Below are 14656 nucleotides of genomic sequence, written 5' to 3'. Positions count from 1 at the left end.
AAATTTAAAAAGAAAAGAAAATGGCAAAGATTACCGCCGCAGAGGTAAATAAATTAAGAAAGACCACCGGAGCTGGAATGATGGATTGCAAAAAAGCTTTGGTCGAAGCAGAAGGTGATTTTGATAAGGCAATAGAGATCCTTAGAAAAAAGGGTCAGAAAGTAGCAGCAAAAAGAGCTGATAGAGAATCTTCAGAAGGTGCTGCCATTGCAAAGGTAAACAGCGACAATACACAAGGAGTTGCAATTTCATTGAACTGCGAAACTGACTTTGTTGCCAAGAACGATAGTTTTGTAAAGCTTGCCAACGATTTGGCCGATATTGCACTAGGTTTCGAAAGCAAAGAAGATTTCTTAGCTGCTTCCTACGATGGAATGACCGTAGCTGATAAATTGACTGAGCAAACCGGGGTTATCGGTGAAAAAATCGAAATCGGAAGCTTTGAAAAATTGAATGCCCCTTTCGTAGGTTCATACATACATGCTGGCAACAAAATCGCCACTTTGGTAGGTTTGTCCGCCAATGTTGACGGTGCCGCCGAAGCCGCAAAAGATGTAGCCATGCAAGCTGCTGCTATGAACCCTGTTGCATTGAACGAGGATGGTGTTGACCAATCGATCATTGACAAAGAAATCGAAATCGCAAAAGATCAATTGCGCCAAGAAGGCAAACCAGAAGAAATGTTGGACAAGATCGCCCAAGGTAAATTGAAGCGTTTCTTTAAGGACAACACCTTGGTAAACCAAGATTTTATCAAAGACAGCAAGCAAAGTGTTTCCCAATATGTTAAGTCTGTAGACTCCAGTTTGGAAGTTACAGGATTCGCAAGAGTGGCACTTGGTTAATTTGCCTACAACATAATTTCACTAAACCGCTTCCCAAAAGAAGCGGTTTTTTTGTGATGGTATCAAACCTAGAATTCTTCATTTCCCGTAAAATATTTTGATTATTTTTGTCCGGACTTCAATATACTTTTAATGCATTACAAAAGAATTTTATTAAAGCTAAGCGGCGAAGCCCTAATGGGCGAAAAACAATATGGTATAGATGCCAAGCGATTGGATGAATATGCCGAAGAAATAAAATCAGTAATCGATAAAGGTGTAGAAGTGGCCATTGTAATTGGCGGGGGAAACATTTTTCGGGGATTGGCCGGAGCTAGCCAAGGTATGGATAGGGTCCAAGGAGACCATATGGGCATGTTGGCAACAGTGATCAACGGCCTCGCACTGCAAAGTGCCCTTGAACTAAGAGGGGTGCAGACCAGGTTACAATCGGCCATAAAAATCAATGAGGTCGCAGAACCTTTTATCAGAAGAAGAGCTATTCGCCATTTGGAAAAAGGCAGAGTGGTGATTTTTGGAGGGGGAACCGGAAATCCATACTTTACCACCGACTCCGCAGCCGTACTGAGAGCTATTGAGATCAAAGCGGATGTTATCTTAAAAGGTACACGAGTGGACGGAATTTACACATCTGACCCAGAGAAGGACAAAACGGCTACCAAATTCGACTCCATCTCTTTTAACGAAGTGCTTTCCAAAGGGCTCAAAGTAATGGACACAACCGCCTTTACCCTCAGTCAGGAAAACGAATTGCCCATCGTTGTTTTCGACATGAACACACGTGGCAACTTAATGAAAATAGTTTCAGGAGAAAATATTGGAACAGTGGTCAACGTGTAGTTGAACGCAGATAATGGATTCAGTTTTTATATATTTATAATTATGGACGAAGAAGTAAAATTTATTCTTGATAGTGCAAAGGAAAGCATGGATGCCAGCATCGCACACTTACAAAAAGCATTGACAAAGATCAGGGCCGGCAAAGCCAGCCCAATGATGCTATCTACGGTAATGGTAGATTACTATGGATCACAGACTCCGCTCTCCCAAGTTTCCAACATCAATACTCCCGATGCGCGAACCTTGTCCGTTCAACCTTGGGAAAAAAATCTTCTTGGTGAAATAGAAACTGCCATTATGAATGCCAATTTAGGCTTCAATCCAATGAACAATGGCGACATGATCATCATCAACGTTCCACCTTTGACCGAAGAAAGAAGGGTTCAACTGACCAAACAGGCAAAATCCGAAGCCGAAGATGCAAAAGTAAGCATCCGAAGCGTAAGGCAAGACGCCAACAAAGAGCTTAAAGCACTGGATATTTCCGAGGATCTTTTGAGCAATGCCGAGGTCGATGTTCAGGAACTTACCAATTCCTACAGTGAAAAAGTCGATAGCATTTTAACGGCAAAAGAAGCCGAGATCATGAAGGTGTAAAACTTCAATTTTGACTACGGTCTTTTCTAGGAACACAACATATCATTTTCTACCTTTGCGGCCAACAAAACCCACATGGTAGCAAAGCTCACTAAAGGATTTTGGCCTAAGGTCGCAAGAATTATTCTCCGAAATAGAATCCTCATTCTTTTGGGGGTTGCCGGATTCACTGTTTTCTTGGCGATGCAGTGGAAAAATATGCGTTTTTCCAACACCGAGGCCAATATTCTTCCAGATGACCACCCAGCTACCATTGAGTACAATTCCTTTACCAAAATTTTTGGAGAAGAAGGGAATGCCATTGTACTGGCCGTTAAGGATCCGGCTCTGTTCACCCCTAAAAATTTTAACCGCTGGAATACTTTGAGCAAACAGCTCGACGCATTTCCAGAGGTGGATTATGTGATTTCTCTCGAGAACTTGAAAGAACTTGTCAAGGACAGCATCACCCAGGCTTTTGCAATGCAGCCCCTTATTCCGGCCCCACCAAAAACCGCACAGGAAATTGAGTCCCTTAAAAACCACTTGTTCAAAGAACTGCCATTTTACGACAATTTGGTGTACAATCCCGAAACAGGTACTATTCAAACCGTAGTGTACCTGGACAAGGACATCATGAACACTGCCGTTCGGAACGAATTTATCCTTAACGACCTTGGGGCACTGGTAAACGATTTTGAGGAAGAGACCCAAATGAATGTCCATGTTTCCGGAATGCCCTACATAAGAACTTGGAACACTAAATCCATTGTAGATGAAATTGGCCTTTTTATTGTAGGTGCCCTTCTGGTCACCTCCATTATCTTTTTCTTTTTCTTTAGAAGCTTTAGGGCCACATTTATCTCTATGTGTGTTGTGATCATAGGTGTAATGTGGGCTTTTGGCATATTGGGACTTTTGCAGTATGAGATCACCATACTTACGGCCCTTATACCTCCATTGATCATTGTAATCGGTATTCCCAACTGTATTTTCTTGATCAACAAATACCAGCAAGAAGTAAAAAAGCATGGCAACCAAGCCCTCTCCCTACAAAGGGTTATCTCTAAGATCGGCAATGCCACATTAATGACAAACATTACCACCGCATCTGGTTTTGCCACCTTCATCATTTTAGATAGCCAATTGTTACGGGAATTTGGCATTGTAGCCTCCATCAATATTATCGGAATATTTATTTTATCCCTACTGATCATACCTATCATTTATAGCTTTATGCCGTTGCCCAAGACCAAGCATTTAAAGCACTTGAACAAAAAATGGATGGACTTTTTTGTCAATTGGATGGAAAATATGGTACGAAACCACAGAATTGCCGTGTACATTACCACCGTAGCGGTTCTGGTTTTGAGCATTATCGGAATTTATCAGATGCGGATTACAGGAAGTAGGATCGAGGATCTACCAAAGAAAAGTCATTTTTATAAGGATATCCAGTTTTTTGAGGCCGAGTTTGATGGTATAATGCCCATGGAAATTGTAGTGGATACCAAACGAAAAAATGGGGTTACAAAACCAGCCACTTTAAAGCGTATGGACCAACTTGGAACGGTAATCGATGAAATTCCCGAACTCTCTAGGCCCATTTCCATTGTTGATCTGGTAAAATATTCCAAACAGGCATTTTACAATGGCATCCCTAAATACTATCAACTGCCCACCAGTCAAGAGAACACATTTATAATGAGCACTGTTCAAAAATCGTCAACCGGAGAAACCGACCTCCTACAAAGTTTTGTGGACAGTACTGGGCAAACTGCACGTTTGACCACCTACATGCGCGATGTTAAAATAGATCGCATGGAGGAAATAGAAAAGGATGTACAGGAAGCCATTACCAAACAGTTCCCATCGGAACGGTACAATGTTTTTATGACAGGCAAGGCGCTGCTTTTCCTAAAAGGAACCAAGTATTTGGTGAAAAACCTATTATTATCCCTGGCTTTGGCGATCGGACTTATTTCCCTGTTCATGGCCTATTTGTTCCGCTCGTATAAAATGGTAATCATATCCTTGGTCCCCAACTTATTGCCGTTGGTGATCACCGCAGGTGTTATGGGCTTTTTGGGTGTCCCCATAAAACCATCCACTATTCTCGTTTTTAGTATCGCCTTTGGTATTTCAGTGGACGATACTATTCATTTTTTAGCTAAATACCGCCAAGAACTCACTGCCAATCGTTGGCACATTAAAAAGTCGGTGTATGCAGCTCTTCGAGAGACCGGTGTTAGTATGTTCTACACTTCCATTGTATTGTTCTTCGGGTTTTCGGTCTTTATTATTTCGAGTTTTGGGGGAACCAAGGCCTTGGGCGGATTGGTTTCTGCAACTTTATTGTTCGCTATGCTCTCCAATTTGATCTTATTGCCATCACTTCTGCTTTCTTTAGAAAGGAGCATTGCCAATAAACAAGTACTCAAAAAACCTCAAATCGACATTTTACCAAAGGAAGAGGATAACCTCAAGGACAAATAGTGGATGGAATGGCCATAAATTAAGCCGTTCCATTGCCATCATTTTTTATCAAAAACCTATCTTTACCAACTTAATTACGATAGTTTTAGAATGATGTCTTATTCCATAAAAGAATTGCTGGAAAAGCAACCCGTAGGAGATTCCGTTGAAGTAAATGGATGGGTAAAAACATTTAGAAGTAACAGGTTTATCGCCTTGAACGATGGTTCCACCATTCATAACCTACAATGTGTAGTTGATTTTGAAAATTTGGACGATACGATCCTCAAACAAATTTCTACAGGAGCTGCATTAAAAATTTCAGGAACTCTGGAAGAAAGTCAAGGTCGTGGACAAAGTGTGGAGATCCAGGTTACGGATATTTTCGTGCATGGTACAGCCGACCCGGAGACCTACCCTATCCAGCCCAAAAAACATTCGTTGGAGTTTTTACGCGAAAAAGCCCACCTAAGGGTACGCACCAATACATTTTCAGCTGTAATGCGCGTAAGATCTATGTTATCCTTTGCAGTACACAGCTATTTTCAGCAAAATGGCTTTTACTATATGCATGCCCCTATCATAACCGGTTCCGATGCCGAGGGTGCAGGTGAAATGTTCCGTGTTTCTACTTTGGATGCCAAAAACCCACCTTTGAACGATGCCGGGGATGTGGATTATTCCCAAGACTTTTTTGGAAAGGAGACCAACCTTACCGTATCTGGTCAGTTAGAGGCAGAGACCTACGCCATGGGCTTGGGCAAGGTATACACCTTTGGCCCCACTTTTAGAGCGGAAAACTCAAACACATCCCGCCACTTGGCAGAATTCTGGATGATAGAGCCCGAGATGGCCTTTTACGATCTGGATGCCAACATGGACCTTGCAGAGGATTTTATAAAATATATCATCCAATATGTGCTGGATCACTGTCAGGATGATTTGGAATTCTTGGAAAAGCGCCTTTTGGACGAGGAGAAGACCAAGCCACAGAACGAGCGTTCGGAAATGGCCCTGATCGAAAAATTAAAGTTTGTTGTTGAGAACAATTTTAAAAGGGTGTCCTACACGGAGGCCATCGATATTTTAAAGAACAGCAAACCCAACAAAAAGAAAAAATTCCAGTTCCCTATTGATGAATGGGGTGCAGATCTGCAGAGCGAACACGAACGCTTTTTGGTAGAAAAACACTTTAAATGTCCAGTAATTCTTTTTGATTACCCTGCCAACATCAAAGCATTTTATATGCGCTTGAATGAGGATGGCAAAACGGTTCGCGCCATGGATGTACTCTTCCCTGGAATCGGCGAAATTGTTGGAGGCTCACAACGTGAAGAGCGTTTGGATGTACTTCAACAAAAAATAAAAGCACTGGATATTGACGAAAAAGAACTTTGGTGGTACTTGGATCTAAGAAAATTCGGCACAGCGGTCCACAGTGGTTTTGGCCTTGGGTTCGAGCGTATGGTTCAGTTTGCAACAGGAATGGGGAACATTCGAGATGTGATACCTTACCCGAGGACACCCCAGAATGCCGAGTTTTAATTTGATTTTATTATTTTACATAGGAAAGATTGCTAATCATCAATCCGTATGCTAAAACAACATCTACAGTTTAAGCTTTCACAAAAACTGTCTCCACAGCAGATTCAGCTCATGAAACTTATTCAATTGCCGACCCAGGCATTTGAACAAAGGTTAAAGCAAGAGCTGGAGGAAAACCCTGCATTGGAGAGCGGCAAGGAAGAATCCGATGCGTTGGATGATGTTTATGAGGATACTTACGATGATTCCGCGGATAGTGAAAACATTGATACTGAAGAAATCAACATTGACGATTACCTAAGTGACGATGAGATTCCCGATTACCGCACACAAGCCAATAATTATAGTGCGGAAGATGATGACAAGAGCGTGCCGTATGCTGCAGGCACATCGTTCAACCAATATTTGCTCAATCAGCTCAATACCGTCTATTTAGATGATCAAGAATGGGCCATTGCCGAGTTCCTAGTTGGCAGCGTGGATGAAAGTGGCTACATTCGAAGGCCACTTACCGATATTATGGACGACCTTGCCTTTACACAGAATATTTACGTAGAGGAAGAGAAGATAGAGCAAGTACTCAAGATTGTACAAGACCTAGACCCACCAGGGGTGGCAGCACGATCGTTGGACGAATGTTTGATCATTCAACTAAAGCGTAAAAGTCAGAAACCGTCCATAGAGCTGGCAACAAGCATTTTGGAAAAATCTTTTGATCATTTTACGAAAAAGCATTATTCCAAGTTGGTCCAGAAGCATCATATTACCGAAGAACAGCTAAAAGATGCCATTTCTGAAATAGAAAAACTCAATCCCAAACCAGGTGGGTCCTACTCGGGCAACACCCGGATAATCGAACATATTGTCCCAGATTTTTCAATAAAAATTGTGGATGGCGAACTGGAACTTTCGCTTAACGGCCGAAATGCCCCGGAACTCCATGTGTCCAAAGATTACAGCAATATGTTGGAAGGCTATAAAAATGCAAAGGAAAAGTCCAAGTCCCAAAAGGATACGGTAATGTTCATCAAACAAAAGCTTGATGCGGCAAAATGGTTCATCGATGCCATAAAGCAACGTCAACAGACATTGTTTGTTACCATGAGCACCATAATGGAATATCAAAAGGAATATTTTATGACTGGTGATGAGCGAAAGCTCCGCCCCATGATCCTTAAGGATATTGCCGATAAAATTGATATGGATGTTTCTACCGTTTCCCGGGTGGCAAACAGCAAATATGTGGATACGCCCTACGGCACCAAATTGATCAAAGATTTCTTTTCGGAGTCTATGAAAAATGAGCAGGGAGAAGATGTATCCACCAAAGAAATAAAAAAAATCTTGGAGACCGTTATTCGGGACGAGGAGAAGAAAAAACCTTTAACAGACGCGAAACTAGCCACCATTTTAAAGGATAGGGGGTATCCAATTGCCCGGCGTACCGTGGCCAAATATAGAGAACAACTTGGGATTCCAGTGGCACGGTTAAGAAAAGAAATCTGATGCGCCACATATTCCATATTATCTCTTACCTGTTCCATCCATTGTTCGTACCTATCGGAGGAACCATTGTGTATTTTATGATCGCCCCTTACAGCACCTTGGAAGTACAGAGCGGCAATATTCTACCGATTTTTATACTTACGGTGATCATCCCAATCATTTTCTTTTTGATCTTAAAAAATCTCGGGGTAATCAATTCCATCTTTTTACCTACTATTCAGGAACGAAAATACCCGCTCTATATAAGCTGTATCATCTTTTTAATGATACTTTATAAGGTAATCCCCAATAATTACGTACACGAGCTCTTTTACTATTTTACTGGCTTACTTACGGCCACCAGTGCTACCTTGATTTTGTTGTTTTTTAAATTTAAGACTAGCATGCACTTATTGGGCATGGGAAGTATTCTCACCTTTATGATCGCACTGAGCATTCATTTTGAGATCAACATTACCATAGCAATAAGTTTATTCACCCTTTTTACAGGCTTGGTAGCAACCTCTCGTCTATATCTTAGAGCACATACTAAGAACGAACTATTGATTGGCTTTTTATTGGGTTGCTGTTCCCAGCTGATTATTTTGAAGTACTGGTTATAGGATATAAAATATTAAACCTACCCTGAGCACACTAAAATCGATAGGTTCACCATTTTCCAACTCTGCCCCCTCCTTGAGTAAATTATTTAATCCATAATAAGCGTGTAAATTCCAGGTATTGTATCCAAAACTAAGGGTGAGACCGTAATGGAATTCCTCGATATCTGGATTTTTAAAGGTGGTATTCCCCATATCGGTAACCAATTTAGATCTACCGGAAAAAACATACCCTAAACGTGCGCCTGCATAGATCCGCCAAAACTTATAGTCTTCAGCTGTGGAAGTACGCCACCTAATTTCTAATGGAAGTTCAATTGCATGGGTTCCCAACTTACTACGGTTAAAATCGGCCTCGTCCACAATCCCATATGTAATTATATTATCCTCTTCCGTAGCCATCACGTTGGAGTAATAGGCATTAATGGCGTACCCCAATCCCAGACCAATCCCAATATTTCTTCGCTCATTGAACGGAATATCCTTAATAAAGCCAAACTGCAGATTGTAAGAGAGGTTTCGTTGCGATACATTCTCGGGCTTATCAAATAAAACATTATACCCTACCCCCATATAAAACTGGTCTTCCAAATAACGCGGATTGGATGTAGTTGTTTGGGCATTGCCGGGCAAGGACGATACCAAAAGCACCATACCCAAAAAAATCTGTAGAATTTTACGAAGCATTACATTAACAATTTAAACAAAAAACGCCCCAAATTAAAATTTGGAGCGTTTCCCACTAAATCTAAGCTATTGCCTACTGTAGATTGTTAAAAGCATCCCCCTCATAAGTGGTATAATTCACTTTTAGAGCGTTCACTTCTCTCAATTGTTGCTTTATGTCGGTGATAAGGCCCATGTTTGCTTCCTTATCAACTTTCAAAGCAGTAGTCAATACGTTTTGAAGTTCTTGCGGTTTCTTTGCACGTTCTGCCAAAATAAATGAACCTACTTCGTCCACATTGGCAAATTTATCATTCAATTGGATTTTTGGTTCTGTACCAAATACCTTTTGATATTCTTGCGTAGGTGTCCCCACATAAATATAAATCACGCGATCTTTCTTTTCCAACTTCTTTATTTCCGAAGCGTTTGGAAGAGTATTGGCAACCATTAAAGAACTATCTTTCATCGTGGTCACGGTCATAAAGAAGAACAGTAGCATGAAAACGATATCTGGCAACGATGCCGTTGATACCGCTGGCAAATCGCCATCCTTCTTTTTGGTAAACTTAGCCATATTAAATAGTTGTTAATTGGTTGTTGTTTCTGCTTCTGAAAGTTTTTGTGGGAACATATCCTGGATACGTTTCACTTTGTCTTTCAAATCATCTCTAACGCTGGATGGGGTTTCTGGATTAAGGTATTCTGCTTCCATTTTGGTGAAATCCCTTCCGAACAAACGTTGTGCTTCACGGTTACGCAGGTCGTTGTACGCACCCACCAATTCGTTTTGAACGGTAATGTATGTACTATACTTGGTCTCCCTGTCATTTTTTAATGAGATAATGGCTTTGGTCGGGTTATCTGATGAGGAAGGATCTTTTCTACCTTTACAGTAGGCACAAGTACCGTCTGCACCGTTTTCCAAAAACGCGGTAGCAGCTTTTCTTAAATCCTTAATTTCCATCAAGTTATCCTCGACCAAAAGTTGTCCATTCTTGTTGATATTAACAGTAAAAATGTTTTTCTGCTTAATAACAACATCTGTGTCTGGCGGCTCGATCGGCGGTAACATTCGATCCAAACCTGCATCAGTTTCAATGGTGGTGGTCACCAAGAAAAAGATAAGCAAGAGGAACGCGATATCCGCCATGGAGCCGGCATTTACTTCCGGTGCTCCTTTTCTTCTAGGCATAATTAACTTTTTACTTTACAAACATTCTTTTCAAACCTGGTACAACCATTAGAACTACCGCTACTAGGGTAAGGATAAAAAATACATTTAATCCCATTCCAATGTTTTTCACAGTGCCTTCCGTGGTCTCTACGCCTCTTTCGGACATAGCTTCTACCACAGCCATGTTATCTGAAGAAAGCCCGTAGGATATGGCCACTACAATGGCCAATCCACCAATGGCAAAAAGAGCTTTCTTTAAGCTTCCCTTTGTGGAAAACAATTTTGCAAATCCAAATACTACTGAAGTTACAACTGCAATAGCCAAAAGGATGTACATGATAATGAACATGAAGTTCATTGAGCCGCTATTTATGGCTCCTGGATCATCGGCAGACGGAAGGGAGAACCAAAGAACGGCCGCAAGCAATCCGATGACGATGAGTAATATTTTTACTATTTTATTCATGATTCTCGATAGTTTTTAATTCGTAATTATTTCTTGTGGGCAGCCAACATATCGATCAAAGCGATTGAGCTGTCTTCCATATCGTTTACGATACTATCGATTTTAGCAATAATATAGTTGTAGAAAATCTGTAGGATAATCGCCGTGATCAAACCGAATACGGTTGTCAATAACGCCACCTGGATATCCCCAGCAATCAATGAGGCACTCAAGTTACCTACTGCAGCAATCTTCTGGAAAGCCTGAATCATACCGATTACCGTACCCATGAACCCAAGCATGGGAGCAATAGCGATAAACAAGGACAACCAAGAAACGTTTTTCTCCAATTGACCCATTTGTACACCACCGTAAGCTACAACAGCTTTTTCTGCGGATTCCAATCCTTCGTCAACTCTATCCAAACCTTGATAGTAGATAGAAGCAACAGGTCCTTTAGTGTTTCTACAAACTTCTTTAGCGGCCTCAACACCACCTGAAGCCAAAGCATCCTCAACTTGTTGCTTCAATTTAGCGGAGTTGGTGGTTGCTAAATTCAAATAAATAATTCTTTCGATGGCTACGGCCAATCCCAAAATCAAACAAAGCAACACGATACCCATAAAGGCAGGACCTCCTTGGATAAATTGCTCTTTTAACACTTGGGTGAAACCTTTGCTGGCTTCAGCTTCTTCTTGCAACATTGCTGCAGATGCAGTTGTAGTTCCCATCACAAACATTCCGGCAGCAGCCAGAGAAAAGGATATTTTTTTCATTTTACTTAAACTTAAATTTAGTTAGTTAATAATGTTAAAGATATAAAATTTTATAATAGAAAAACTAAAATACCTTGCAGAGAGGAAGGGATTCGAACCCTCGATACACTTTTGGTGTATACACACTTTCCAGGCGTGCGCCTTCGACCACTCGGCCACCTCTCTATTGTTTCTTTTAGGGCGACCAATAAACAAAAAAATTATTAGTTATAGAAATTTGAGGCGTTAATTTTACAGCATTTCACCACGGAGCGGTGTCTCGAAAATCGTCTTGAACAACTTGTCCGGAACCCTTGTCCCCAAAAGGTACATTGCCTTGGCAATGGCAGCTTCGGTCGTAATATCCTTTCCATTAACCAGTTGCATCTCCTTGAGTTTTTCACTGGTTTCGTAATGTCCCATAAAAACACTGCCTCCCGAGCATTGGGTTACATTAATAATATGCAATCCTTTTTCTGCAGCCTTTTTTAATTCTGACAAAAACCATTTGTCCATTGGGGCATTTCCTGCACCATAAGTTTCCAAAATAAGCGCCTTTAATTCGGGAATTTGGAGCACTGAATGCAGTACTTTTCGGTTTAATCCCGGAAATAATTTTAAAATCGCCACATTGTTGTCCATATTTTTATGCACCTGCAACGACTTGCCTTTGGTGGTTTTCTTCAATAAAATATTCTCGTTCACCTTTAAATGTACCCCGGATTCCACCAAGGGAGGATAGTTCAATGAATCAAATGCCTCAAAATGTTCTGCATTTATTTTGGTGGTCCGGTTGGCCCTGTAGAGCTTGTATTCGAAATATAATCCGACTTCTTGCACAACTGGCCTGCCTTTTTTTTGAAGTGCCGCTATTTCTATTGAGGTTATCAGGTTTTCCTTGGCATCGGTGCGCAAATCCCCAATGGGTAATTGGGAACCTGTGAAAATGACCGGCTTGGCCAGATTTTCCAACATAAAACTGAGTGCCGACGCGGAATAACTCATGGTATCGCTACCGTGCAACACCACAAAACCATCGTTTTCTTCGTAATGAGACTCGATAATTGATGCAATGACCGCCCAGTTTTCCGGATTCATGTTGGAAGAATCTATGGGATTTTCGAACGACACTCCGTGCAAATTACAATCCAATTGTTTTAACTCTGGGATATTTTTTACCAGCTCCTCAAAATTAAAGGCCTTGAGCGCACCGGTTTTATAGTCCTTTACCATACCAATGGTACCCCCGGTGTAGATCAATAATATGTTGGGCTTTTTTTTCATAGGTCAGATTCCGAATATGTCTTTGGAGTTCTTAGTCGTAATCTCGGCAATTTCTTCCTCCGGCATTCCATAAATGGAGGATAGTTTTTGCAATACATTTACAATATAGGAACTCTCGTTCCGTTTGCCACGATATGGGGTGGGTGCCAAATAGGGAGCATCGGTTTCCAAAACAATATGCTCCAGTCCAACATTGTGCAAAAACTGGTCAATCTTCCCGTTTTTAAACGTAACCACCCCACCGATGCCCAACTTCATATTATAGGAAATGGCTTTTTGAGCCTGTTCCATGGTTCCGGTAAAACAATGAAAAATACCAAAAAGCCCTTCTCCTTTTTCTTGCTCCAGCACTTCAAAGACCTCATCAAAGGCATCACGACAATGTATTACTATTGGCAATTGATATTTTTTTGCCAGTCGGATCTGATGCGCAAATGCCTCTTGTTGTTCTTTCAAAAAGGTTTTGTCCCAATAAAGGTCCACTCCAATTTCTCCTACGGCGTAAAACTTTCGTTTTGCCAGCCATTCCTCCACAATGGCCAATTCCGCCTTATAGTTTTCCTTTACATGGGTCGGGTGCAATCCCATCATCAGAAAAACATTCTCGGGATAACCGGCTTCCAAATCCAGCATGGATTTTATATAGGTAGAATCTATTGCCGGTACAAAAAACCTTTGCACTCCTTGATCGAAAGCCCTCTGCATCATTTCCGCCCTATCCTCCTCAAAGGCTTCGCTATATAAATGGGTATGCGTATCTGTTATGATCATTTACTGCTATTTTCTTGCTCTGCCGCAACATTGTTCCTGTTGCCGTATAATTCCATTGCTTTTGTGAAGTTTTGTGCACCTACTTTGGTTTGATCATAGATAAACCCATCCAATTCGGGATGGTGCTCACTGACCCAGTTGACCAATTGTTCTCTATTTCTTACCCACAGGTCATCATTAAAATCCAAATATTCCACTACATCAATACTTTGTATTTTGCCTTCTTCAATCTTCATGACCTCATGTGTGACAAATGGTTTATTCTGCAAAAAGAGTATGCGATCACACTTTTTGGAAACCTTTAAATGGAGTTCGTTATCCTTACCTTTTATTTCCAAAATGACATACTTTGGCCTAAATACAGAATCCCACTGGAACAGATCTCTGTACCCTTGTTTGGAAAAAGTTCTCCTGTAATCCATTTCGTTGAACCGAACACTGTCCAAAAACAAACCTACCACTTGATCATAATTGTAGGTATTCAATCCATGGATATAAGCTTTTGCTATAGCCTCCTTATCGATTTCCTTTTTGTTAAAATCACATGCGACCAACAAATACATGGCAAAAACTGAAAGGACGACCTTATTGCTGTTAAAACAAACCATAACACAAAAATAGGTTTATCTTAGACGTCCAAAAACTTTGTTTACGATTATATTAAAAGATGTTTTGATCGTTCAAGGTTCAACACTCCCTCATATAATAATATGACATCACTTAAAAAATTCCTGAGATCTAAAGATTATATTAAAATCCCCTTGACATTTACGCAAACCGATCATTTTGAGCTTACGGCCAACATTAATGGTGTTACAGGCAAATTTATTTTGGATACCGGCGCCTCCAACACTTGTGTTGGAATGGATAAAATCGAGTTTTTTGAAATGATTTCGGAAGCTACCGATATTAAGGCGGCGGGAGCCGGGGCCACAGAAATGGAAACTTTGATATCCTCCAGCAACAAAATACAGATCGGGGAGTGGACAAAGAAAAAACAGAAGGTAGTTGTGTTCGATCTTTCACATGTGAACCATGCACTGCTTGCACATAATGCATTGCCCGTAGACGGAATTATCGGGGCGGACATTCTTAAAAAAGGCAAGGCCATAATCGATTACAACAAAAAATGCCTCTACTTAAAAAAGTAAAGGCATTTGCAAGTTCGAGCA

The 14656-nt window shown here is 40.9% G+C and carries 16 protein-coding genes and 1 tRNA gene; 8 read left to right on the top strand and 9 right to left on the bottom strand.

The annotated features are described in order from the left end of the window. Positions 1-20 precede the first annotated feature (20 nt). The 7 genes from tsf (at position 21) to ACXAFK_RS14215 (ending at position 8389) form a co-directional block, all read left to right on the top strand. Entirely contained in the window at positions 21-845 is an 825-nt protein-coding gene (tsf, locus tag ACXAFK_RS14245) for a translation elongation factor Ts (protein WP_474958202.1), read from the top strand. A gap of 132 nt (positions 846-977) precedes the next feature. Then, positions 978-1685, top strand: coding sequence for a UMP kinase (gene pyrH / locus ACXAFK_RS14240; RefSeq protein ID WP_224835515.1), 708 nt, complete (start codon positions 978-980; stop codon positions 1683-1685). A 42-nt stretch (positions 1686-1727) separates the two neighbouring features. Beyond that, on the top strand, positions 1728-2282 hold the full coding sequence (gene frr, locus ACXAFK_RS14235; RefSeq protein WP_224835516.1) for a ribosome recycling factor: 555 nt from the start codon (positions 1728-1730) through the stop codon (positions 2280-2282). A 75-nt stretch (positions 2283-2357) separates the two neighbouring features. Continuing rightward, positions 2358-4757 (top strand): efflux RND transporter permease subunit, encoded by a 2400-nt coding sequence (locus tag ACXAFK_RS14230; RefSeq protein WP_474958201.1) that lies wholly within the window; start codon positions 2358-2360, stop codon positions 4755-4757. A gap of 90 nt (positions 4758-4847) precedes the next feature. After that, positions 4848-6281, top strand: a complete 1434-nt coding sequence (gene asnS / locus ACXAFK_RS14225; RefSeq protein ID WP_224835518.1) for an asparagine--tRNA ligase — start codon at positions 4848-4850, stop codon at positions 6279-6281. Between the two features lie 48 nt (positions 6282-6329). Then, on the top strand, positions 6330-7787 hold the full coding sequence (gene rpoN / locus ACXAFK_RS14220) for an RNA polymerase factor sigma-54 (RefSeq protein ID WP_474958200.1): 1458 nt from the start codon (positions 6330-6332) through the stop codon (positions 7785-7787). Further along, complete coding sequence (locus ACXAFK_RS14215) at positions 7787-8389, top strand: hypothetical protein (protein WP_474958199.1); 603 nt, start codon at positions 7787-7789, stop codon at positions 8387-8389. The genes rpoN and ACXAFK_RS14215 overlap by 1 nt, the downstream gene beginning before the upstream one ends. Here ACXAFK_RS14215 and ACXAFK_RS14210 read toward each other — a convergent pair. From ACXAFK_RS14210 to ACXAFK_RS14170, 9 genes are all read right to left on the bottom strand, one after another. Next, complete coding sequence (locus ACXAFK_RS14210) at positions 8384-9073, bottom strand: porin family protein (protein ID WP_474958198.1); 690 nt, start codon at positions 9071-9073, stop codon at positions 8384-8386. The two genes, ACXAFK_RS14215 and ACXAFK_RS14210, sit on opposite strands and share 6 nt — an antisense overlap. A 73-nt stretch (positions 9074-9146) precedes the next feature. Then, complete coding sequence (locus tag ACXAFK_RS14205) at positions 9147-9629, bottom strand: ExbD/TolR family protein (RefSeq protein WP_224835522.1); 483 nt, start codon at positions 9627-9629, stop codon at positions 9147-9149. A 12-nt stretch (positions 9630-9641) separates the two neighbouring features. Further along, the gene (locus tag ACXAFK_RS14200; protein ID WP_224835523.1) at positions 9642-10247 is read right to left on the bottom strand and encodes an ExbD/TolR family protein; all 606 of its coding nucleotides are present in this window, start codon (positions 10245-10247) and stop codon (positions 9642-9644) included. Between the two features lie 10 nt (positions 10248-10257). Further along, entirely contained in the window at positions 10258-10695 is a 438-nt protein-coding gene (locus tag ACXAFK_RS14195) for a hypothetical protein (RefSeq protein ID WP_224835524.1), read from the bottom strand. A gap of 26 nt (positions 10696-10721) precedes the next feature. Beyond that, positions 10722-11450, bottom strand: coding sequence for a MotA/TolQ/ExbB proton channel family protein (locus ACXAFK_RS14190; RefSeq protein ID WP_224835525.1), 729 nt, complete (start codon positions 11448-11450; stop codon positions 10722-10724). 77 nt (positions 11451-11527) lie between these two features. Further along, a tRNA-Ser gene (locus ACXAFK_RS14185) sits at positions 11528-11615 on the bottom strand. A 66-nt stretch (positions 11616-11681) separates the two neighbouring features. Further along, complete coding sequence (locus ACXAFK_RS14180; RefSeq protein ID WP_474958197.1) at positions 11682-12713, bottom strand: asparaginase; 1032 nt, start codon at positions 12711-12713, stop codon at positions 11682-11684. A gap of 3 nt (positions 12714-12716) precedes the next feature. After that, complete coding sequence (locus tag ACXAFK_RS14175) at positions 12717-13484, bottom strand: TatD family hydrolase (protein WP_474958196.1); 768 nt, start codon at positions 13482-13484, stop codon at positions 12717-12719. Next, complete coding sequence (locus ACXAFK_RS14170; protein ID WP_474958195.1) at positions 13481-14092, bottom strand: hypothetical protein; 612 nt, start codon at positions 14090-14092, stop codon at positions 13481-13483. Before ACXAFK_RS14170 ends, ACXAFK_RS14175 begins: the two co-directional genes overlap by 4 nt. Before the next feature lie 102 nt (positions 14093-14194). Between ACXAFK_RS14170 and ACXAFK_RS14165 the strand changes: the two genes are divergently transcribed. Continuing rightward, on the top strand, positions 14195-14635 hold the full coding sequence (locus tag ACXAFK_RS14165) for a retropepsin-like aspartic protease (RefSeq protein WP_474958194.1): 441 nt from the start codon (positions 14195-14197) through the stop codon (positions 14633-14635). Positions 14636-14656 lie beyond the last annotated feature (21 nt).

The organism is Flagellimonas sp. ABD4_174, assembly GCF_056160185.1.
Note: the sequence above shows the minus strand (reverse complement) of the source record. Positions and strands in the feature narration are given on the sequence as shown.